The organism is Streptomyces sp. NPDC050147 (assembly GCF_040660195.1).
In the GTDB taxonomy this organism is placed as follows: Bacteria; Actinomycetota; Actinomycetes; order Streptomycetales; family Streptomycetaceae; genus Streptomyces.
This window is the reverse complement of record NZ_JBFALJ010000029.1, coordinates 35,163-56,811: the sequence shown is the minus strand read 5'-3', so window position 1 is coordinate 56,811 and position 21,649 is coordinate 35,163. Positions and strand designations below refer to the sequence as shown.

Annotated in this window: 17 protein-coding genes and 5 pseudogenes; 13 read left to right on the top strand and 9 right to left on the bottom strand. The window is 67.9% G+C overall.

Annotated elements, in window-relative coordinates:
• Nucleotides 1-1,113 carry a YbdK family carboxylate-amine ligase gene (locus AB0I94_RS34305; RefSeq protein ID WP_363313646.1) on the bottom strand — a complete coding sequence of 371 codons (1,113 nt, stop codon included), beginning with the start codon at nucleotides 1,111-1,113 and terminating at the stop codon, nucleotides 1-3.
• A gap of 412 nt (nucleotides 1,114-1,525) precedes the next feature.
• Here AB0I94_RS34305 and AB0I94_RS34300 point away from each other — a divergent pair, with 412 nt between their 5' ends.
• The 5 genes from AB0I94_RS34300 to AB0I94_RS34280 all read left to right on the top strand — a co-directional run bounded on the left by AB0I94_RS34300 (nucleotide 1,526) and on the right by AB0I94_RS34280 (nucleotide 5,489).
• Nucleotides 1,526-2,107 carry a hypothetical protein gene (locus AB0I94_RS34300; protein WP_363313645.1) on the top strand — a complete coding sequence of 194 codons (582 nt, stop codon included), beginning with the start codon at nucleotides 1,526-1,528 and terminating at the stop codon, nucleotides 2,105-2,107.
• A gap of 314 nt (nucleotides 2,108-2,421) precedes the next feature.
• Nucleotides 2,422-2,562 (top strand): hypothetical protein, encoded by a 141-nt coding sequence (locus AB0I94_RS34295; RefSeq protein ID WP_363313644.1) that lies wholly within the window; start codon nucleotides 2,422-2,424, stop codon nucleotides 2,560-2,562.
• A gap of 333 nt (nucleotides 2,563-2,895) precedes the next feature.
• Nucleotides 2,896-3,174 (top strand): polyprenyl synthetase, encoded by a 279-nt coding sequence (locus AB0I94_RS34290; RefSeq protein ID WP_363313643.1) that lies wholly within the window; start codon nucleotides 2,896-2,898, stop codon nucleotides 3,172-3,174.
• Nucleotides 3,164-4,219, top strand: coding sequence for a polyprenyl synthetase family protein (locus AB0I94_RS34285; protein WP_363313642.1), 1,056 nt, complete (start codon nucleotides 3,164-3,166; stop codon nucleotides 4,217-4,219). The genes AB0I94_RS34290 and AB0I94_RS34285 overlap by 11 nt, the downstream gene beginning before the upstream one ends.
• Nucleotides 4,220-4,328: 109 nt before the next feature.
• The gene (locus tag AB0I94_RS34280; RefSeq protein WP_363313641.1) at nucleotides 4,329-5,489 is read left to right on the top strand and encodes an oxygenase MpaB family protein; all 1,161 of its coding nucleotides are present in this window, start codon (nucleotides 4,329-4,331) and stop codon (nucleotides 5,487-5,489) included.
• A gap of 79 nt (nucleotides 5,490-5,568) precedes the next feature.
• On the opposite strand, the pseudogene AB0I94_RS34275 reads toward AB0I94_RS34280, so the two are convergent.
• Nucleotides 5,569-5,956 (bottom strand): annotated as a pseudogene (locus AB0I94_RS34275) (PHP domain-containing protein); the annotation flags it as partial.
• Between the two features lie 254 nt (nucleotides 5,957-6,210).
• Nucleotides 6,211-6,633 carry a DUF6193 family natural product biosynthesis protein gene (locus AB0I94_RS34270; RefSeq protein ID WP_363313640.1) on the bottom strand — a complete coding sequence of 141 codons (423 nt, stop codon included), beginning with the start codon at nucleotides 6,631-6,633 and terminating at the stop codon, nucleotides 6,211-6,213.
• 340 nt (nucleotides 6,634-6,973) lie between these two features.
• Here AB0I94_RS34270 and AB0I94_RS34265 point away from each other — a divergent pair, with 340 nt between their 5' ends.
• Nucleotides 6,974-7,234 carry a Tn3 family transposase gene (locus AB0I94_RS34265; RefSeq protein ID WP_363313639.1) on the top strand — a complete coding sequence of 87 codons (261 nt, stop codon included), beginning with the start codon at nucleotides 6,974-6,976 and terminating at the stop codon, nucleotides 7,232-7,234.
• Between the two features lie 164 nt (nucleotides 7,235-7,398).
• Here AB0I94_RS34265 and AB0I94_RS34260 read toward each other — a convergent pair.
• Nucleotides 7,399-7,491 (bottom strand): annotated as a pseudogene (locus tag AB0I94_RS34260) (hypothetical protein); the annotation flags it as partial.
• A 104-nt stretch (nucleotides 7,492-7,595) separates the two neighbouring features.
• Nucleotides 7,596-7,760, bottom strand: a complete 165-nt coding sequence (locus AB0I94_RS34255) for a hypothetical protein (protein ID WP_363313638.1) — start codon at nucleotides 7,758-7,760, stop codon at nucleotides 7,596-7,598.
• A 258-nt stretch (nucleotides 7,761-8,018) separates the two neighbouring features.
• On the opposite strand from AB0I94_RS34255, the pseudogene AB0I94_RS34250 reads away from it, so the two are divergent.
• Nucleotides 8,019-9,358, top strand: a pseudogene (locus AB0I94_RS34250) (DUF4158 domain-containing protein); the annotation flags it as partial.
• Between the two features lie 197 nt (nucleotides 9,359-9,555).
• Nucleotides 9,556-10,101: a 2OG-Fe(II) oxygenase gene (locus tag AB0I94_RS34245; RefSeq protein WP_363313706.1), complete on the top strand. Its 546-nt coding sequence runs from the start codon at nucleotides 9,556-9,558 to the stop codon at nucleotides 10,099-10,101.
• A gap of 117 nt (nucleotides 10,102-10,218) precedes the next feature.
• Here the strand turns inward: AB0I94_RS34245 and AB0I94_RS34240 are convergent, their stop codons facing one another.
• Entirely contained in the window at nucleotides 10,219-10,806 is a 588-nt protein-coding gene (locus AB0I94_RS34240) for a TetR/AcrR family transcriptional regulator (protein ID WP_355440208.1), read from the bottom strand.
• A gap of 234 nt (nucleotides 10,807-11,040) precedes the next feature.
• Between AB0I94_RS34240 and AB0I94_RS34235 the strand changes: the two genes are divergently transcribed.
• On the top strand, nucleotides 11,041-13,116 hold the full coding sequence (locus AB0I94_RS34235) for a pyridoxamine 5'-phosphate oxidase family protein (protein ID WP_363313637.1): 2,076 nt from the start codon (nucleotides 11,041-11,043) through the stop codon (nucleotides 13,114-13,116).
• Between the two features lie 127 nt (nucleotides 13,117-13,243).
• Nucleotides 13,244-14,224 carry a beta-ketoacyl-ACP synthase 3 gene (locus AB0I94_RS34230; RefSeq protein ID WP_363313636.1) on the top strand — a complete coding sequence of 327 codons (981 nt, stop codon included), beginning with the start codon at nucleotides 13,244-13,246 and terminating at the stop codon, nucleotides 14,222-14,224.
• A gap of 313 nt (nucleotides 14,225-14,537) precedes the next feature.
• Here the strand turns inward: AB0I94_RS34230 and AB0I94_RS34225 are convergent, their stop codons facing one another.
• Entirely contained in the window at nucleotides 14,538-15,248 is a 711-nt protein-coding gene (locus tag AB0I94_RS34225; RefSeq protein ID WP_363313635.1) for a tRNA-dependent cyclodipeptide synthase, read from the bottom strand.
• Nucleotides 15,249-15,668: 420 nt separating this feature from the next.
• On the opposite strand from AB0I94_RS34225, the gene AB0I94_RS34220 reads away from it, so the two are divergent.
• A complete protein-coding gene (locus tag AB0I94_RS34220) occupies nucleotides 15,669-17,333 on the top strand; it encodes an OPT/YSL family transporter (protein WP_363313634.1) in 1,665 nt (554 codons plus the stop codon).
• 637 nt (nucleotides 17,334-17,970) lie between these two features.
• Nucleotides 17,971-18,303, top strand: a complete 333-nt coding sequence (locus AB0I94_RS34215) for an antibiotic biosynthesis monooxygenase (RefSeq protein ID WP_363313633.1) — start codon at nucleotides 17,971-17,973, stop codon at nucleotides 18,301-18,303.
• An 883-nt stretch (nucleotides 18,304-19,186) separates the two neighbouring features.
• Here the strand turns inward: AB0I94_RS34215 and AB0I94_RS34210 are convergent.
• Nucleotides 19,187-19,396: pseudogene (locus AB0I94_RS34210) on the bottom strand (hypothetical protein); the annotation flags it as partial.
• 15 nt (nucleotides 19,397-19,411) lie between these two features.
• Between AB0I94_RS34210 and AB0I94_RS34205 the strand changes: the two are divergent.
• Nucleotides 19,412-20,163, top strand: a pseudogene (locus AB0I94_RS34205) (SMI1/KNR4 family protein); the annotation flags it as partial.
• 152 nt (nucleotides 20,164-20,315) lie between these two features.
• Here AB0I94_RS34205 and AB0I94_RS34200 read toward each other — a convergent pair.
• Entirely contained in the window at nucleotides 20,316-21,614 is a 1,299-nt protein-coding gene (locus AB0I94_RS34200; protein WP_363313632.1) for a Rieske 2Fe-2S domain-containing protein, read from the bottom strand.
• Nucleotides 21,615-21,649 lie beyond the last annotated feature (35 nt).

Below are 21,649 nucleotides of genomic sequence, written 5' to 3'. Positions count from 1 at the left end.
TCACCCCCGGGCACCACGCCCGCGGGCGGTGGCCAGCACGAGCCGGTCCACCACCGCCCGCGGCCCGGCCCCGCCAGCCGCCCAGGCCCGCTGCCGGGCCGCTCCGTCACCGCGGCGCGAGAGCCGGTCGAACAAGGCCACGACCTCGCCCAGGTCCCCGGCCTCCTCCAACGCTGGCCGAAGGAAAGCCAACACGTTCTCCGCCAGGGCGGCCACGGGCCGGTACTGGCCGGTGACCGGGTCGAAGCCCTTGCCGCTCCACCCGTCGCGGGCGGCCCGCCAGCACGCGGCCCGCAGCACCTCCCCCTCCCACACAGGTCCCGGGTCACCGCACTTCGCGCGGGCGGCAGCGGTGACGGTGAGCGCGCGCAGCAGCACGGCGACCGCGACGGTGTCGTCGAGATCCTGCAGCACGTCCATCGCGCGGATCTCCAAAGTGGGCAGCCGCGGGTTGGGGCGCAGGTCCCAGAACGGCGTGCCCGCATCCAGCATGGCCTCGGTCTGCGCGATGGTCACGGCCAGCTGCTCGTGCTCCTCCAACGTCGCCGCATAGGGCGGGGGGCCCAGGCAGGGGAAGCGGCTGCGGATGATGGACCGCCAGCTGGCGTAGCCGGTATCACTCCCGCGGTGGAACGGCGAGTTGGCGCTCAGCGCGATGAGCAGCGGCAGCCAGGGCCGCAAATGGTTGGCTGTCCACACCGCGAGCTCACGGTCGGGCAGGTGGACGTGGACATGGAGGGCGCTGATGGCGAAGTCATCCATCATGCTCCGGTACTGCATCTGTCCCGCCTGGTAGCGCGGATGGTCGGCCACCAGCACCGGCCCTGCCTCCTGCATCACCGCTGTACCCGACGCACACAGATCAGCCCCCTGGGCACGAGCCGCCGTGACCAGCGCTCCGCGCACCCGCTCCAGGTCCCCGCGCAGCTCACCTGTCGACCGGCACGGCGACGTGCGCCCTTCGACCTGGCACAGGGCGAACTCCTCCGTCACCAGATCACCCACTTCTTCGGCGGCGCGCTCGGCTACCGCCGGCCCGGCCGGGACGAGGAATCGGGTGTGCGGGTCGACGAGGAAGAACTCCTCCTCCACCCCAATAGTCGGTACAGTCACGGACAAGTCACCAGATAGTGAGGGTGCGTTCACGCCTTCCAGCATCGCGATATAACACGGCGCTGCGGGCTCGCCACGCGCAACCAGGAAGCCACGCCGGCCCATCCGCACCTCCCACCGGACGGTCAGGAGATCGACGTCCGCGAGCGGCTCCAGTCCCAGGCCCACCCGAACGCTGCGACCTGCGCTGAGAGCGGTGATCAAGCGCTTAGCGCCAATGTACGGCTGGTCTACCGACGCCAATTGCATCGGATGCGACTCCCGAAGGCGGAGGCCGCTCCGGCGTCGGCAATGCCCGGTTCTTCTTCTAATCGTCAGTTGGCCTCCGACGGGCTGGAGTGGAGCCGGAGCCCCAGGCCTGCGTGCAACCATGACTCCCGAGTGCTTTGCGACCGACACAGGGGAGGGGAACGTGGGCAGCACTACGTCCGCTAAATGGTCCGGCTGGCGCAGCCGAATTGTCGAGATGCCGGGTGCAGGGGGCGGGAAGCCGGTCCTCTTGGAGTTCCGCGCCGGCCTCACCACGAGGTTCAGCCTGTCGACCGTGCGCAAGGGTTCCTATCATCAGCGGGCCCATGACCCGCTCGTCACCATCGGCCGGACTGGGCCGTCACACATCGTCCTACCGGCCGACTGCGACGCCCTCGCCATCTGGCGAGTCATGGTGGGCAGCGATGCCGCCAGTGGCCTGGGCCGGTGGAAGGTGCGCATCGTGGACAGCGGTGCGCTACCTCAGCTCCCGACCAAAAAGGCCCAGGGCAAGGGAACCCAGACCTTCGGCTACTTCAGCCCCAAGCCGTACTTCGAATACGCGCCGGTTGTGCACTACGACTTCATCGATGCCCCCGGCACCATCATCTACACACCGGCCAACGGCGGGAAGCAACTGATCCGCCTCACCTCCGCTGTCAACCAGAAGGGCACCCTGCGCCTTCCGCAGCACGGATACGTCACCCTGTCCGAACGCGGCAAGTGGCGAATCTCGGTGACCTGACCCCCCGATTTGATGGTCATGCTCCGCGCACCTTCAGCTAGTGTGATGCGCCAGAGATCCGTCGGCAGAAGCGGGCGAGTGACTCGGGGATTTCTCTGGCCGTCTTGGTCCAGAGTCCTGCTGCGCCTCACCTTCAAGAGTGCGCGCCTCTACGACTCCACGGCCGTCGACGGCTATCCGCCGCCGTCCACCGCATAACCGATGAGCGGTCGGCGCGTCCCGCACTGGCTCCCCACGACCCCGACTTTGTCGACGCCGCCCTGGCTCCGTACGGGGTGCTCGGTGTCGGCTACGCGGCCCTTGCCACGGCCGGCGTGACGATGCCGCGAGGCGACGTCCTCTCGCCGAGCGATGCGCTGCTGGTCGCCTGGATCGGCTTGGCCGCGTTCGCCGTGTACGGGATCGCGCTGGCCATCGCTGCCCGCTCCTCCTGGATTTGGACCTCACCCGGGTGACGTGACGCTTCGACGCCACACGAGAGGCGTGGATGGTTCCTTGGCGACGACTCGTCTCGAACCCGCCCCGCAACGGCGGGCTGAGCAGGTCTGTACGGCCTCACCGGTGGTGGTGCACCGGGACATGGGGCGCGGGCGGTGCGATGTGGCTCGCGTCGCGGTGATCCATACGTACTGACACGCGGTCCGGATCGTCGCGTGATCCGTACTGTCGAGCGATGTGATCACTCGATCGTGAGTTCTTCCGCTCTCCGGCCGGGCACGGCGGGATGCTCGCAAAGGGCGGCGCGTGACCGGCGCCGTCCGGATGTCCACTGGGGCGGGGGGCTTGGCATGACACAGCCGGCGGAACGGCGCGGCGGCCTGGACGGCCAGGCGGTACTGCTGGTGGCCGGACTGGCCGATCTGGCGGTGAGCACGCTGGGTTCGGCGTTGGGGACGGTACGCGGGATGCTGCGACGCTCCGACGCCGCCGAGCTGGCGACGGAGGCCGAGCGTGAACTTCTGACGCGCGGCCGCCTGGTACTCGACCGGTACGCGACCGTGCCCCCGGCTCACCTGGAGGTGCTGGCCCGGCGGGCGCTGGCTCGACGGGCCGCCGATGACGTCTGAGGCGTGGGAGCCGGACGCGTTCAAGGCCCGCGTCGACGAGACACTGCGCCGGTTCGTCGCCAGGGAGGCGGACCAATTCGTGGCCATCGATCCGCTCCTGGCCCCAGTGGCCGGGCAACTGGAGGCGGCGGTCGCGGACGGCAAACGGCTGCGGGCGGCGTTCTGCTACTGGGGCTGGCGCACGGTGGGACAGCCGGACAACGACGCCTTGGTGCGGGCAGCGGCCTCCATGGAGCTCGTGCACGCCGCGGCCGTCGTGCACGACGACCTCATCGACGACAGCCCGCTGCGGCACGGGCGGCCCACCGCGCACCTCGCCCTGCGCGGCGCCGTACGCCGCCGCCCGCGCGCCGACGCCGCGGCGAGGTCGTTGGCGATGCTGGTGGGAGACCTGCTGATGGCGTTGGCCGGACACCTCTTCACCACCAGCGGACTGCCCGCCGCGTATCTGGCCCGGGCCCGCCCGCTGTGGTTGGTGATGGCCCGCGAGCTGATCGCGGGGGAGTGCCTGGAGATCCTGCGCACCGGATCCGGTCCGGACATCGCGGCGTCGCTGAAAGTGATCCGCTACAAGACCGCCAAGTACACCGTCGAGCAACCCCTGCTCATCGGCGGGGCCCTAGCCGGCGCCGGGCCCCGCCTGCGCGAGGGCTACGGAGCGTATGGGCTGCCGCTGGGCGAGGCGTTCCAGCTCCGGGACGACCTGCTGGGTCTCTTCGGAGACCCGGAGCTGACCGGTAAGGCAAACGCCGACGACGTGCGCGGCCACCGGCCGACAGCCCTCCTTGCGGAGACCTGGCGCCTGGCCGGCGACGACGAGCGGGAGCGGCTGCGTGCCCTCCTCGGCAAGCGCGACCTGGGCGCGGAGGGCCTGCAAGAGGTGCGCGAAGTGATGGACAGGCTCGGGGCGCCCGCCCGCATCGAAGCCATGATCAGCGCGCGGGTCGAGGAAGCGCTCGACGCCCTGCACGCCCTTGACGTGCCGACGCACGCCGGAACCGCCCTGACCGTGTTGGCGCGTTCGGCGGCCCTCCGCCTGTCCTGACCCTCGCACCAGGGTGGGTGAACCCGCGCCTTCCTTGCCCGGCCGGCGCCGGCCGGCCCGGCAGCGGACATGTAGAGATGTGGAAGACACAGAAGACAAGGACCCCGCCATGACCTACACCGAGGCATCGATGGACTCCCTGCGCCAAGTGGGGGACGAGCTCGCCGACGCCACCGTCGCCGAACTCTTCGACCGTGGGCAGGTCGGCACGTTCAACACCCTGATGCGTTACGTCTCCACCGCCGGCTCGCCCCTGCCTGAGGGCCTTCCGGAGGTCGCTCGCGAGTACCTCGAAGCCACCCGTACCCCGCCGGCCTGGGTGGACTGGGGGGAGATGGAGAAGGCGCGGCTGTTCTTCATCGACAACAACGTGCACATCTCCACCGCGCTGTCCTTCGCCTCCATGCCCGCCTGCTACGTCGTTCCGCACGTGGCGAAGCTGCTGTCGACCACCCACGGACTGAAGTACCCGTCCAAACGGATGGCGGAGACCGGACAGTTCACCGTCTACCTCATGCAGCCCGACGCCTTCGAGAGCGGCAGCCGCTTCATCCCCGCCGCCCAGAAGGTCCGCCTGCTGCACGCCTCCATCCGCCACCACCTCAAACGCGAGAACCGGTGGGACACTGGTGTGCTCGGGACGCCGATCTGTCAGGAGGACATGATCGGCGGGCAGATGTTCTTCTCGATGCTCGTGCTGGACAGCCTGCACCGCTTGGGCATCCACATGTCGACGGAAGGCGCGGAAGCGTACTACTACGCCTGGCGTGTGGTCGGTGCCATGCTCGGCGTTGACCAGGAGGCCGTCCCCAAGACCCTCGACGAGGCCCGCCGCTTCCTCGACCTGTACATGGTCCGGCATATGGCACCCTCCGAGGAGGGTGCGCATCTGACCCGGCAACTCATCGACCTCTACGAGGAAGTGGTGCCCGGGACCGTGCTCGACCCGATCGTCTCCGCTCTCATCCGCTTCCTCGTCGGAGACACCTGCGCCGACTGGCTGGCGGTTCCCCGCACTCCGTGGGACACCGTCGTCAAGACCGTGCCCCATCTCCTGGGCGTACTGGAGACGATCGAGGACCGCTCCCCGCTCGGCGCCTGGGCGCTGGACCGCCTCGGCCATCTGACCAGCGTTCTCGAACTGTCCTCCCTCACCCGCGGGCGCGTCATGCACTACGCCATCCCCGAGCAGCTCAAAAGGGATTTCGGCGTTTCCAACACGGTTCTCCGCACCCACCGGTGGACCCCACCGGCCGCCACGGTCGGCTGACCGCCGCTCTCTCGCTGACGCAGGGGGCAGAGTGGTCGGTCCTAGCCAGGCCCGGACCCATATGCTCCTCAAGCGTCGGCCATGGCGCCACCGGCACCCCGTCCACCGGCGCGGCGTGCGCGGCCGACACGGTCCGGCACAGCGTTCCCAGCCGCCCGCATCCTGCGCCGGCAGCGTCACCCGCCACCGCGCCTCGACCACATGCGCACCGCCGCGCACCGGCGCACGGCACCGGGCCCCGCCTCTTCGGGATCCGTGGCGGGAGCGACCGCGAGATCGTCGCCGAACAGCGGTCGCCCCCCGGCAGCTGTCGCGGCCTTCGCAAGGCGCACCGTGCCCGCCACCGTGTCGCGGTCGGTCAGCGCCAGCGCGCGATGCCGCGCTCGGCGTACCAGGTGGTGGGGGAGCGAGGCGCCGTACCGGGCCGAGTAGCCGGAAGCGCCATGAAGCTGCGCAAAGCCGCCCATCACGTACCTCCTGCCACTGGTCACACCCCCTGCCCGGCTGTCCCGTCCCAGTTGGCCACGATCACCAATACCCGCACAGGTGTGCGAAAGGGTGAAAGCGGCGAATCGATCACGTCTGAATCCTGGCGTGTGACTTTTCGCGGTAGATGTGGAACTTGTTCGCGATAGTTGTCACTCGCTGTCGATGCGACGGTGTGAGCCGGCTGAGCCGGGACGCGATAGTTGGAACTGGGCCACGACGGTTGGAATCAAGATCAGCTCGCGGAGCGGTTGGGACCTGAGGGCTCGGCGTTGGCGGGCCGGGCCGCGGCGTCGTGGGCGGCGAGTTCTTCTCGGGTTCCGACGAGGGCAGATCCGCAGTTGGGAGGGAGTCGGTCGACGACCATCGTGACGGCCTGCTGTGCCGTCGTGGCTGGACCCACGGACTCGCTGCGCAGGGGCCCGGAGACCCAGACCCAGTATCCGCCGTCTGCTGCGGGCTGGATGTAAGGAACGTCCCATGCCCACGGCCACTCCGTGCAGCGGCTGAAGTGCAGCTCTCCCATCCCCGTCCAGGGGAACAACTGGCGTAGGCGGGGTTCGGCGTAGGCCGCTTCGAGCCAGTTCCGGACGGACCCGCCCGTCGTCGCGGACCTTCTGCCACCCGCTTCGACCAGGGCCAGTGGTGCCGTATCCATGGTGACCATCCTCCCCGGGCTGCGGAAGCCTGATGTTCGTCTCCGGTTCCAACAGCGATGGCAATTCGCCGTTGGTTCCAAGAGCAGTGACCGGTTGGCTCCAACCAGCGCGTCCCCCCGCAAGGTCCGAAGCTCCAGGTCACTGCGGTTCGCGGCTCCAACTATCAAGCCCCGGCGCATCGGCCTGCGTACGACTCGATCTCGGTGCGGAGAATCGCGTGGACAGGGCCGGGCTGGAGCTCAAGACCCTCAGGCGCCGACGGGTCCGTGCTGTGCAGGCTTGCGAGGCGAGCCGTCTTTCCCCCTGCGTTGCGTAGATCCAGGCGAGAGCGGAGGAGGAATGGAAGACCGGCTCGGCGCTCACGGGCTGGCTCTGACCACCGTGGTCCTGTGGAACAGCCTGTACCTCGACAGGGAGGCCAAGCAGCTCGCCGCCAACGGCTTCCTTGTCACCGACGACCTCCTCGCCCGCCTCTCACCCTTCAGTTTCGACCACATCAACTTCCTCCTTGCCGCCGCCCTGGTGGCCACCTGGCACCCTGCCCCTCGGCCCGGCCGCCGCATCGCCGCGCGTAATGTCCCCTGGACAACGTTGAACTGAGCGACGCCATAGCGGACTTCGCGAGTCTGATCGGTCGCGTCGAGGAGACCGGCGAGCGGGTGTGTGTCATCGATGGCGGCGAGCCGATGAGTGTGCTCCTGCCCGCGGCGTGCCCGGCGTGCGGGTGACTGCCAGGACCAGCTGTGCCGGTGCAGCAGCCGCCATACCGCGGCCGGTGAGACATCCAGCGTGAACTGCCGGAAGGTCAGTATGCGGATTCTTGCGAGGGTCCAGCGCTGGTCTTCCCAGCCGTGCACGGCCCCCGGGCCAATTCCTGCTCCAGTCCGGCGAATCGGTCATCGGTCAGCTTGGGCAGCTTGGGCGGTCCGGCGGAAGCCAGGGCTGCCGTCCCGTCCTGACGTCAGGCCCGCCGCCAGCGCTCCATCGACCGCACACTCACCCGCAGTTCCTTCGCGATCACCGCGTTCTTCTCACCCCGCTCGAACCGCTCGCCGGCCTCGAACCGAATCCGTTCACGAAAGTGCTGCCGTTCGGCGGTCAGCCCGCCGCCCTGTGCGTAGCGCATACCACCGGCCTACCGCAGGGATCACCACTCGTCACCCACCACGACAACACTTCGAACAGGTCAGTAAACCGGAACCGCCCACAGCGCTTCAAGGACTGTCCCCAGGGAGCCGTGGGGCGTCCAGGAGGACGCTGGACATGTGGTGAAGAAGAGCGTCCGGATGTGCAGCCAGTGCGGCAGCCGGCCTTGGGGTACAGCGGTTAACGCTCAGCCGGTGATCTTGAGCGTCTAGCACAGGTGGTAGGCCCTGGGGCGGGGTACGACGACCCGGAGTGGGGGCGGGAGTTTCCGTACGTTCCTGCACGGCCGGGCCTGGACGCACGCCGAGGGGCCGGTGGCACTGTTCAACCAGGCGGTGGGCTGGCTGCGCCGGCACCGAGTGCTGCTGCCCGGGGTATCGGTGCTGGCCCGGAAGGTGTCGAAGGTCCGTGCCGTCGCGGAGAAGCGGCTGCATGCCACGGTCGCCAGGGCGGCTCGCCGCGTGGACGCGGCGCTGCCCGGGGACCTGGTAGCCACGCTGGTCATTCCGGAGGGCGGGCGGTTCTCGGGGCTGGAGCGGCTGCGTCGGCCGCCGACGCGGACGACGGGCACGGCGTTCGCCCGGTTGCTGGAGCGGGTCGATGAGATCGCGGCGTTCCAACGGGGGCGGGTGCGGCTGTCGCAGGTTCCGCCGAACCGGCTGGCCGCTCTGGCGCGCTACGGGTTGGGCTCGAAGGCGGCGAGCCTGCAGCGGGCAGAGGAGCAGAAGCGCACCGCGGTGCTCACTGCGGTGATGCGGCACCTGGAGGCGAAGGCCATCGGCGAAGCGCTGGATCTGTTCCAGGTGCTGTTGGCAACGAGGCTGATCAGCACGGCAAACGGGCGACGGAGAAGGATCGCCTGTCGACGCTTCCGCAGCTGGAGAAGGTGTCACGGGTGCTCGCACGGGCGGCGAAGGTGCTGCTCGAGGAGGTGGAGCTGGTCGATACGCACGGCACCGGCCTGGACGCCGCGGCGCTGTGGGCGGCGGTTGGGGAGGTCGCCCCGCGGGCGGCGGTGATGAGCGCGGCCACGCTGGTGGTCTCCCTGATGCCCGAAGACGAGGGCTCCGCCGACGTCGCGATGCGGGCGGCCCTGACCACCCGCTACAACACGGTGCGTCCGTTCCTGGCGCTGCTGGGCGAGTCGAAGGCCCTCCAGGCGGCGACCCCCGGCACGCGGGTGCTGGCCGGGGTGCAGGTCTGCCCGCGCTGGTGCGGCGGCGGGTGAAGGACAAGCCGCTGCTGCCGCGCGAGGTCGACGACAAGCCGGTGCCGGCCGCGTGGCGCAAGGCGGTGTACGCCAACGCCGACCTGCCGCAGGGGTCGGTGGACCGGGACGCGTACGTGGTGTGTGTGCTGGAGCAGCTGCACCGCGCCCTTCAGCGCCGCGACGTGTTCGCCTCGCCCTCGCACCGCTGGTCCAACCCCAAGGCCCGGCTCCTGGAAGGGGCGGCGTGGGAGGCGGTGTGCGGGGACGTGCTGGCCGGGCTGAGCCTGGACATGCCCGTCGCGGAGCACCTGGCGGAGTTGGTGCGGGCCCTGGCCGCGGGCCGGAAGCAGATGGCCGAGCGTCTGGAGTCGCAAGGTCGGGAAGAACGCGGGCAAGTCCCCCTCGGTCGCCTCGCTCTACCGGGCGCTCGCCGAAACCGAGGCCGCCGCGGTGGACGACGGTTCCTGCCTCTGCGGCCCAAGGCCAGAGCCCCGACTCACCTTCATAGCCAGCGGAGATTATCGACACGTTCGACGACCCTGGGCTGTTCCGCTCGACCGTGGTGATGCAGCGCTATCAGTTCGGTCGCGGTACCTACGAGTGCTACGCCGAGCCGACCGCCGTAGCCCTGGTGCAATATCTGAGGGAGCAGTTGTATCTGCCGATGCCGTGGATGGCCAACCAGTGGGCGCCGCAACTAAACGAATGGTCCTTCCCCGCAACGCTGGGCGAGCTGATCGCCGAGTGCGCGGACAACGCACAGAAGCGGCCCACCCCGTTGATCCTGCAGTACGGCGAAGGCGATTACCCCTGCCTGCACCAAGACATCTACGGCGACATCGTCTTCCCGCTGCAGATCGCCAAAATGCTCAACCAGCCCGGGGAGGACCTCACGGGCGGCGAGAAGGTCTTCGTCGAGCAGCGACCCCGCCTTCAATCCCGCGCCATCGTCGTCAAACCTGAGCTCGGCCAGGGGATGATCTTCCCCGTCCGCCACCGCCCGGTCCGCGGCAAGAACGGTTTCCGTCGCCACCCCATGCGGCACGGCACCAACGCCGTCGCTTCTGGACACCGCAACACCCTCGGCGTCATCTTCCGCAACGCCCGCTGAGTCCGCCTCCGGCCGCATGACGGCACCCGAAGGCTGAAGACCCTCGAACGCACCCAGCTCCGCCCCCTTACAGGGGGCGGAGCGACTTCCTCGCCCGGGTTCGACCTGCGGAACCGGTCAGGATCGCTCCGCCGCGGCGAGGAGAGCCAGGGCGGCCTGGCAAGCCAGCTCACCCGCCCGCGCGGAGCTGTGATGGTCGGCCACGACGGTGGCACCCTCCGCAAGAATGAGCAGTTGCAGCGCGAGGCGGTGCGGATCGTCGGCGCCGGCTCCCTCGGCGATGCCGATGAGCAGCTCGAGGTAACGCTCGACGTGGCGCGCGGCGATGGCGCGGACGGCGTCAGTGTGGTGCTGCGTGGCAGCGTTGATCAACGCGCAGCCGCGGAATTCAGGACCGTCGTACCATCCCTGAAGAGCCCGGAACAGGGCCGTGAGCTGGTCGGCAGGACGGTCTCCGCTCGATGAGACCGTATCCGTCAGCCAGTGGATGACCCGGTCGCTTCGCGTGTCGAGCACCGCGTGCACCAGCCCGTCCTTGGTGCCGAAGTGCCGGTAGAGCGTCTCCTTGGACACGCCAAGACGTGCGCAGAGCTCCGCCACCCCGATGCCGTCCAGCCCTCGCTCGTACAGCACCTGGGTGGCTGCGTGCACGATCGTGGCGCGGGTTCGCTCGGGATCGATGGTCGAACCTTTGGCAACAGGCATGAGGTGATGGTACCAACCGGTTCGATCGTCGTGCTAGCCTCAGATGGTACTGATCGGTTCGATCCCCTGGGAGTGGGTATGGCCACCGCCGCGACACTGGCCTGGACCGCCCTTCTGTGCGCTGGCGCGGCCGTGCTTTCGGCGATCCCGGGCAGGCCGGAACCCCGCACAGCTGCTCTCGACGCTGAATAACCGTGCGGTTCTCGCAGCACCACCGTGGGAGGAGAAGAGCCTATGACGACGAATCTTTCGCACTCGCGGCCCCAGTGGCACGAGGGTGAGGAAGCCATACACCGGCTTCTCGAGGTGCCGTACGGATTCAATCCCACAGCTCCCGGGCTGCCCGTGGAGTACGTGCCCTGGATGACGCAGAGCCCTCTCATCGCACTGGGGGCGGTCGACCGGAACGGCCACGTATGGACAACAGTGCTCGGCGGGCAACCTGGTACCACGCTTCCCTTGGCCAGAGGCGTGTTGAAGGTGACTTCGCTGGCTCACGTCGCACACCAGCCCGGGGGACAAAGTGCGGGCACGCTCGGATATGACCCGACACTGGAGGCGCTTTTCTCCGACGATGACGGCCACATGCGCCGAGCAAACAGCGAGGAGCAGGACAGGGACGAGGAAGGGCACGACCGCGACGGGATCCTCGTCAGGCACGAGGACGGGGGAAGGCTGGCCGCCGGCCTGGTGATCGACCTGGAAACCAGGACACGGGTCAAGATTGCCGGGAGGGTGCTCGGCGGAGCTGTTCTAGCCAGGCCGTCGGAGAAAAATACGGTGGCCTGGAGGAGGAGGGGGCCTGCGGAAGTGCAGGTCGCCCTCGCCGTGGACGAGACGCTGGGGAACTGCCCGAAATACCTCAACAGGAAAACAGTCCAGCCTCATGAGGCATCTCCTCACCTGGTCAGCGACCGGCTCCCACTGCCGCCCGAGGCGGTGCAACTCATCGCCAAATCCGACCTGTTTTTCATCTCAAGCAGGCACGGCGCTGAGAGCATGGACACCAACAACCGAGGCGGGGCTCCCGGGTTCGTGCGAGTACACACGAACTCCGACACTGACGGTGTCGTCCTGGTGTATCCCGAGTATTCAGGGAATCGCCTCTTCCAGACATTGGGAAACATCAAGTCCGACCCTGTCGTGGGAATTACCTTTCCCGACTTCGAAACCGGCGACGTCCTCTACCTGACAGGACGGGCAGAGATCTTGGCCCGCGCGGACGCCACATCCATGATCCCGCACAGCAGGCTCGCTGTCCGCGTGCGGGTGGAGGCAGCTCGATTCGTGAAGGACGGGCTGCCGTTCCGTGGGCAACTGCTGGACCAGTCGCCCTACAACCCGCCGGTACGCAGGTTGGCTCACGAAATCAGCGGAGCGGAGTCTGGTTCAACCGGCAACGTCGACGCGGACGGCCGACCGGTGGGGAAAGCGACGGCGACATTGATCCGCGCACACCAGCTGACGCCGACGATCTCGCGATACACCTTCCGACTCGCCCCCGATCTGTCCACCCCACAGTCGAACGCAGAGTTCCAGCAGCTCGAACCATGGCGCGCAGGGCAACACGTCACCCTTGACTTCTCCGCCACGCTCGATCGCGGATGGTCACACATGCGCGACCACGACCCCCGGTCACTCAACGACGATTACATCAGGACCTTCACCATTTCGAGCCCAGCGCTTCCCACCCGTGAAGCACTTGAAGCCCTTGAAGAATGCACCGCAGGAACGGAACACCGTGGGCCGCTGAGCGAGGTCGAATTCGACATCACTGTCCGGAGGAAAGGGCCAGTCACGTCACTCCTGGCCAAATGGAATCCCGGTGCACAGCTTTCCGCTACCGTTTTGGGCTTCGGTGGCGAAGAAGAGGTGAGATACGCCGAGGTAGCCAGCGGGTCGCGCACCGATGACGACATCATCGTGGTGGCTGCTGGAGTAGGAATCACACCTCTCATGGCGCAGGCGCAGCCCGTGCTGGATTCCGGCCGGAGGATGAGAATCCTCTGGAGCCTGAAAGCGGATGACCTGCCGCTAGCAGTCGACGTCCTGGAAAAAGTCGACGGTCTGGGAGCGGTAACGGAGCTGTTCGTGACCCGATCGGTCGACGGGAAACAGAACGCAGAAATCGACAGGATCCGCCGGCTCGGCACAGTGGTACGCACCCGACGCATCCAGAAGAACGACGTTCTGACCAAGATCACAGCGGGTCGGCGGCGGTTCTATGTGTGTACAGGTTCCGGTCTGAGGAGGTCGGTCCTGGAATGGACGGCAGGTGAATACCTGCGGTTCGAGAAGTTCGACTACTGACAAGGCCCGTTCAACCTCCCCCGGAACCCGTCCACAGGGTGGGCGAGGCCAGTTGGCGCCTCGCCTTCGCCCATCCCGGGAACACCGCAGGTCCCGTTCTCGAAACACGCAGAAAGGCAGAGTTGAGATGACTGTGTCGTCGCCGCAGCCGGGAGCCCGAATCGTGGGCGTAGGCCACTTTCAGCCCCCGCGGGTGGTGAGCAACGACGAGATCGCGCGCATGGTCGATACCAACGACGAATGGATCAGACAGCGCGTCGGGATCGTCAGCCGGCGCTTCGCGGACACTGAGTCCGTTGCGGACATGGCGTCCGAGGCAGCCCGCGCTGCTCTCGCCGATGCCCGTGTCCATGCTGAAGAAGTCGACCTGGTGATCGTCGCGACCTGCTCGAATGTGAACCGCTCACCCAGTACGGCGGGGAGAGTCATCGAGTCCCTGGGCCTGACGGACGCAGCAGGATTCGACGTCAATGCCGCCTGCTCCGGATTCGTCCACGCACTGGAGACTGCCCGGCAACTACTCGCCGGCGGCGCCACGCGCACCGCCATCGTAGTCGGCGCCGAGCGGATGACAGACGTCACCGACTTCACCGACCGCTCCACCTGCATCCTCGTCGGTGATGGCGCAGGTGCCGTTGTCCTCCGAGCGAGCGCGCACGACACATTCGGACCCATCGTCTGGGGCACCGTGCCCGGCCTCGCCGACGCGGCGCGCATTGAAGCCCCGGAGGGCACTTTCGCTCAGGAAGGCCACAAGGTGTTCCGCTGGGCGATCACAGAAGCCGCCCCTCACGCCAGAAAAGCGTTGGAAGCCGCGAACCTCCGCCCCGACCAGCTCGCGGCGTTCATCCCGCATCAGGCAAATCTCCGCATCGTCGAGCACCTTGCCGACCAACTTCAGTTGACAGACGCGGTCATCGCAACCGACGTCCAGGAATCGGGTAACACGTCCGCAGCGAGTATCCCCCTGGCTCTGTCCAAACTGCTCCACCAGCACTCGATCCCGCCCGGCGCGCCCCTTCTCCTCTTCGGCTTCGGTGGGGGCTTCTCCTACGCGGGCCTCGTCGTCGCCGCACCGCAACATCCGTCCGAAGAGGGCAGCTCGTGACAGTTCTCCCCGTACTTGCTGCTCGTCGCTACCGCGGCCTCGTCGGCCCGCTCTGCTCTGCCGTCTTCTCCTGCGACGGCGTTTGTTGGTGAGTTACTGAGCCTGAACTCGTGGAGTCGTAGCTGCTGACAAGCCTTGATCCTCGCGGTACGCCATTGTCATGAGGTATCCGCGGGGTGGCGGTCTGACGGACGAGCGGCGGGTTTTCCGCGAGGACATCCGGCAGACGGCGGCCGAGCGGTTCGCCTGCGGCGAGCCGAGCTCGGTGGTCGCGAGGGATCTGCGGGTCAGCGTCCGATCGGTGCAACGTCCTTCACCGTCTCCCGCTGGAGGATCCTTTCGCCTCTCGCTCGCGGGCGCGCACGCCGATGTACCCCTGCCCGGAGAACGCCCGGAACGCGGAGCCTTCAGTGAAGAAGTAGGTGAACTGTGCTGCCGGCCTGCTGTAGGCGGTGACAGCTTGTGAGGCTCCGAGGATCCCAGAGGCGTTGATGACGAACGGCAAAGCCTTTTCGCTGTGGATCAGTCCGGCGGTGATCTGCTGTTCGGTGGGCTCCCAGCCATCAGGCATCCTCGCCTTGGCGGCCTCCCGGGTCCCCTCCCTGTAGAGGGCACGGTATGCGGGGTCCCGCAAAGCCTCCTGAGCGAAGGCGTGTGCTCGGCGGTACTCAGGGTTGCCGGTCCAGCCCCCGAACTCGCTCACCCGCAGATCGGGGGCGCTTACCATGTCCCGGGCACGCCGGATACGCGAGGCCATCTGCCGGAGATCCGCCCGGGCCTTCTTACGGGCCTGGTTCTCGGCAAGCCCCCGGGCGAGGTAGGTGGCTTCAGTCATCTGCAGGTCGGATACCACGACGTCGACGTGCTTGATGTTCTGGGCGGCCCACTGGAACAGGATCGCCAGGCGGGAGACGGAGAAGTAGGGATTGCCGGGGCTGACCATGAGGACCAGGTGCTCACCTGCCGACAGGATGCGGGCGCAGTTGTCGCTACAGGGATCGACGTCCACCAGCTCGCTCTCCACCCTCGCGCCCTCATCCCATCTCACCCGAATCATACGATCACCGACAGAAAACACCATAAGATGCCCCGAGGCTCCCCGCGTGGGGGCAGACCCGCCGCGGTGAAGGGCCTCCAGGGCAAGTTCGCCAGTTTCAGAGGTAAGTTCGCCCGGGCCCGCCCTGTAGGCGAGAGGATGGGCTGAGCCATCTGCAGCACGGCCGGTGGGCGGCACCCGGCACGCATGAGTGACCTTGTTGTTCATGGGCTTTGACAGCAGGACTCAGGTGCCGCCGTGCCTGCCGGGCGGGTCTGGCCTCCGAGCAGCAGGACGGCGAAGCGCAGCAACCGGCGACCGGTGTGCGCCCGCAGGGGAGCCTGTCCGGCATGGGCTGTGCCGGTGTCCGCGCCGACGGCGCCTGTCTCACGTACCGGCTTGTCCGGCATGAGCGAAAGCCCTGAGACCACCGTCATCACCGGTAGGCGGCATCCGTCGGCGTTCGAGCCGCTGACTCTGGTGATGACCGTGCTGCTGTCGGGGCTGGGTGCCGTCATCGGCATTGTTCTGATCACGAGCCTGGGCGTCGCCTGCAACACGGCTGTCGTCGGCGCGCTGATCGCCATGCTGATCGGCCGCATCCCTGTGGCCGCTCTATCGAGGATGAGGGATCGACACCGACAGAACCTGGTTCAGTCGGCGGTCTCGGGGGCCACGTTCGCCGCTGCCAACTCCCTGATCCTGCCTATCGCCGTCCCCTTCCTGCTGGGCCGCACCGACCTGGTGTGGCCCTTGCTGGGCGGGGCGGTGATCGGGCTGGCCGTCGACAGTTGGGTGCTCTACCGGGTCTTCGACTCCCGGCTGCTTCCGGCCTCCGGCGCCTGGCCCCCGGGGGTTGCCGCGGCCCAGACGATCGAGGCCGGAGACAAGGGAGGGCGCAAAGCGAAGACCCTGGGCGTCGGAGCGGTGGCTGGGGTGGCGGGCAGCCTGTGCGGGTGGCCCATGAGCGCGGCCGGAGTGGCCTTCCTGGGCAACGCCTGGGCACTGGGTATGTTCGGCCTCGGCCTGCTCATCGCCCAGTACGCGCCCACTCTCACCCACACCGACCTGCACGCTTCCTACATCCCCCACGGACTGATGATCGGCGCCGGCACCGTCGCCCTCATCCAAGCCCTGCTCCTGCTCCGCACCCGCCCAGACCCACGGCGCGTACCAGCCGCCACCCCCGAGCAGACCAGAGAGCGGACCATGGACGCTTTCACCCCCGGCGTACGTACGGTCGGTGAGAGGCGTCTGCGGCGCGGTTTCACCGAGGGACTGGTGCTGTTCACCGCCGGTGCCGCCCTGGTCGCCCTTCTGGGCGGGATCACGACCAGCATGCCCGCCGTGGCTGTCGCCGGATGGATTCTGCTCGCAGGGGCGGCAGCGCTGGTGCACCAGCTGATCGTGGGCCTGGCGGCGATGCACTCTGGCTGGTTCCCAGCCTTCGCCGTCACCTTGATCTTCCTGTTCCTGGGCCTGCTGCTGCACCTGCCGCCCCTGGCCCTGGCTCTGCTGGTGGGATACGTCGCCGCGACCGGCCCCGCCTTCGCCGACATGGGCTACGACCTCAAAGCCGGCTGGCTGCTGCGCGCCGACACCGTCCCCTGGCTGCCCTACGAACAGGCGGGGCGCCGTCAGCAGTACCTCTCCCAACTCATCGGCTTCGCCGTTGCCCTCACTGCCGTCGCCCTGCTGTGGCAACCCCTCTTCTCCCAAGGGCGCCTGCCGCCCCTGGCCAAGGTCTACACCGCAACCATGCACACCGGCCTCAGCGACAGCACAGACCTGCTGCGCATGTTCCTGTGGGCCCTGTCCGGAGCCGCCATCCAGCTGATCGGCGGCACCGGCCGGCAGATGGGCGTCCTGCTCGCCACAGGCCTGCTGGTCGCAGCCCCCCAGGCCGGCTGGTTGGTCCTCACCGCCCTCACCGTGCGCGCACTGCACCACGTCGTCACCCGCCGCGCACCCAGCACGCCAAAAGCCGGGGACGAGACCCTCGTCCTGCTCGGAGCGGGATTGATCGCCGGCAGCTCACTGCACGACATCGCACGCGTACGCGACGCCCTGTGAATACTTCCGGACCGCACCCCCCCACTCAACCCGCTCAACCCGGCACTCGAGGTGTGGCCGGCGGGGGAGTGGAGCTATGCCCGGGTGCGGGCGCGCTACGACCGGCTGGACGGATCGGTCCACAGGTGAAGGCGGCTCTTGCCGTGACTCTGTTGTGCTCTTGGTAGGTGGTCAGGTGCTGGCGACCCGGCTGGGTTGCGGAGAGTTCGGAAGTGGGGCGCCGGGCGGCCCGATGGGGTGACGTCGTACCAGTTGGTGAGAGTGGCTGAGGTTTCAGGCCATGGCGGTCAGACGTGCTGCACGTGGGTGCGGGTCGGGGCGGGGCGGACCTCGGTAACGGCTTCTGCGTGAACCGTGAGCTCGTACGTTTTGCGAGAAGGGTGGCCTTGACGCCGACGCCGACGCCGACGCCGAGGCGGATCGCGTATCGACGCTGCCACTGTTCGGTCTGCCGATAAGGGAAATGCTTGGCACAGTCGGATGATGAGGTGGGAGCGGTCGCGCGAAATTCCTTGCGCAGCAGATCGCCCGCGAGGAGCAACAGCGCCACGCGCTCGACTAATTCGTCGGCTGGTGAAGGCCGACGAGCAATTGTGAGGACCTGTGGATTGCCCGTCGGCACCTGTAATCTGTGCGCATGATTGTTCGAATCTGGCGGGGATGGACGACATCCGAGAACGCCGACGCGTACGAGTCGATCGTCAGCACGCGTGTGCTGCCCGCCATCGCTGAGCGAAAGCTCGCCGGCTACCACGGTGCCTACCTGCTTCGGCGTCCGCTCGATGGGGGTGAGGTCGAGTTCTCCACCATCATGCTGTTCGACTCGATCGGCGCCGTCCGGGAGTTCACCGGCCCGGACTATGAGGTCGCGCATGTCCCGGCCGAGGCAAGGGCCGTCCTGGCGCGGTTCGACGAGCGGTCCGCCCACTACGAGACACTGTTGGCGCCGGAGGCCACGCGTCCGGTGTGAGTGGTGCTGCAGCTCGGGTGGGGTGTTGATCGCTACCCCCCCTGCTTGGCCAATGTCCCACCAGGCGCTGTTGGAGTGGTACGGCAGGCGGCATGCTGTAGCCGCCGAGCGTGAGTACCCGCAGGGTGGATGCCATCGCCGCCTCCAGGAGGCGATTCGGGTGCCCTCACTAGCCCCGCACAGCCATACCGCGAGGCCACGACCATGCAATACACCGCCACGGCAAAGCCCTGGTCAGCAAGTGATTTTCCGTGACAGGCTCGTGGCTTTCTAATTGGTGAGTCGCACGTTCGCGCGAATATTCGATGTACGCGAAAAGGGGAGGCGCTGAGTATCTGCGCTTCCGTGGCGTGGCTGGAGGCACACGGCACTGGTGCGCTGGGCCGAGGACGATGGACAGACCGAACTGCCCAACCTGATCGCCAAGGCGCTTACTGCCGCCTTCGGCGATGACGTCGTCGACACCGGCCCGGACGCGTGAGAGAGACCTTCCGAGCACTCGTCAGAAGCGACCGACTCCGGCCAGGTCGGTCTCACAGTCGCGTCCCACGACGTCTCGGCGAGAGCGAACTGGCCACCGAGAGCGTCCCTTTCAGTACATTCCGGATCACAGGGCCCGGGTGGCGGGCGGTCAGGAAGCTGAAGAAGCTGCAGTACCGGCCCGAAGTACTGGCCGACTGCCTCCGTGCGACCGGCCGGGCCCTGATCCCCGTCGTCGGAACCCGAAACCGGATCCGCTCGCCGGAGACCGTTGCGGCAGCGCTTCCATGACTGCTAGGGCAGATGCATCGCCGGGCTGTACCTCATCGAGTCAATCCTTCACGGAGGCGCGGTCACAACCTTCTAGTTGGCCGATGTTCGCGTCTTGGGTGGCCTGTCGGCGCGCGCCGATCGCGTCGGGCAACCGTTCCCGTAGCGTCGGCTCCAGCAACTCCAGTCCCAGGTCGCGAAATCGCATACCGATGACGAGGGGGGGTCTCTGATCAACCATGCGCAGACCGTACGGATCCGCCGATGGGGCCGGCAATGCCCCGGGCGCCGGATTGGGACGGTGGAGCCAGGGCTCGGGAAGGTAGCCATCAGCCAGGATGAGCCGCAGCACGGGCAAGAAGACGAGATCGCTGCCGCCGAAGCGCGCCTCGGTGTCACCCTGTCCGATGAGCTCAAGGTGCTCTACAGGGTGACACGGGTCGACTCGGGCGACGACTTCGAGGCGGCAGACCGCGCCGGCGAGGCGGTCGGCTGCAAGCTCTCCAGGCTGGAACACCTGTATGCCATCGATGCGGAAGCCCGTCACCCCGGCCGGGACCTCGGCGCGACGCAAGCGGTCAGCACCGCGCCCGACGCCGCGGTGCAGGCTCTGGCGGCTCACCCGGCTGGATCGGCTTCGGAAGCAACGGCGGCGATGAGTTCGCCGTCGACCTGACTCCCGGCCCGGCCGGACACTTCGGGCAGGTCATCCTGGTCGATCACGAGCAGAGCCTCGGTGTCGAACTCGTGGCCGATTCACTCACCGATTTCGTTCTGAGCCGGATGCGGGAGGAACGCCGTGACCGCCGCGGAGACAAGTTTCCGGCCGTCGCTCGGGTCGGCACCGGCTGCCTTGATACTGTCCAGGCCGCCGCCCATCCCGCCCTGGAAGTCCTGTCCATCGGCGCCTGGGACGGCACACCGTTCAGCCTCGCGCCGGTCGCAGGACTGCCCCGCCTGCGCACTCTCACCGCCTTGCCCGGCACACTGGCCGACCCCCTGGAGGTCGCTGGGCTCACCGGACTGGAGTTCTTGGCACTCGGCGCCCAGGAATGGCGCGTCCTTCTGGACGCCGGAGCCGTCCCGCGCACCTTGAAAGCGGCAGCCATCAAGGAGGGGCCGCAGTGGTGGGCCGGCCTGACCGCGCGGCTCACCGACGACACCGACGACGGCGACGCGCCGGCGCCGGTGGTGCTGCGGGTGGCCAGGCTGACGCCCCGTCGCGCACGTCCCGGCAGGCGGCGCCGGAACGCGCTCCGGGGTCAGGGCGCGCTCTTGCTCAGGCCGCCCGCACGGGCCCCTTTGCTGGCCCGCCGGTCATCGCTGCCATTGCCATTGCTGCTGCCGGGCACCTTGCCGTTCCCGTTGGTGGTGCCGCCGGAGCTGCCCTTGGTGCTTCCGCCGGCGTCACCGTGAACACGGGCCGGAGCGGGCGCCGCCTCCTGGCCCCGGCCCGCGGCTGGGCCAGCCGCCGCCGCCCCCGGCTGCTCCTCAGATGCCACAGACGCGACAGACGTCACAGGCGCCTCGGCCGCCGCGCGTGCCTCCGCCTTCAACCGGTCCCGCATCTGCAGGAACTTGGCATTCATCTCGTCCACGGCGATGAACTTGTTCACGCCGCGCTCGCTGACCTTCGGTTCCTGCCGCGCCATGATGTCGTTGTCCTGCCGGTCCTGGACGTACTGCTCCATCATCAGCGACAACCGCAGGATCGGCGGCCGCAACCGCTTGACCGGCACCATCATCTTGAGCAGCGGATACTCGTAGAGCCGCATGATGGCCTGGGTGTTGTGCTCGTCGATCGGCACCAGCCAGGTCGTGACCTCCAGGAGACCTTGGCGTACGTGGGTCATGCACGGTGCCTGGTAGATGAGGTCGAAGTGCCAGATGTTGGAGGGGTTGCCCTCCTCGCACTGGTCGAAGGTGTTGCGGATGATCGTGCCCTCGACGTCCACGCGATGGTTCACGATCTTGTTGGCGGCGATGTAGCGCTCCCGGCCGTCCAGCCAGAGTTTGCGCCAACTGCCGTACATGAAGGTGTAGTCGATGATGTTCGCCCAGTGATCGCGGTGCACGAACGTCACGTGGTAGAACTCGAGCAGGCTCTCGATGTAGCGCGTGTAGTGCACCGGACGGCTGAAGGTGATCGTCTCGTACGGCCGCGGGTGCTCCGCCAGTTCGCGCGCGAGGGCGATGTCCGGCAGGACCTCGCGCTTGTCGCCCCACCACAGCCACACCAGGTCGTGCTGCTCACGTACCTCGTAGGTGTCGATCTTCAGGGACGCCGGGATGCGGCCGTCGGCGCCGAGCGCGGGGACGTGCCGGCAGGCGCCTTCGGTGTTGAACCGGAAGCCGTGGTACGGGCACGCGATCGAGTTGCCCACCAGGCGCCCGTCGGCGAGGTTCGCGCCCTTGTGCGGGCAGCGCGCCGACTGGCACACCAGCTTGCCCTCGAGGTCGCGCCAGAGCACGAGTTCCTCGCCCAGGCGGCGCACGCCGGTGGGCGCGTCCTCCTTGATGTCTTCGGTCCGCAGAATCGGATACCACTGGTTCGGGATCATCTCGAACGTCTCGCCTTCCTCTCGTGTACCTCGCG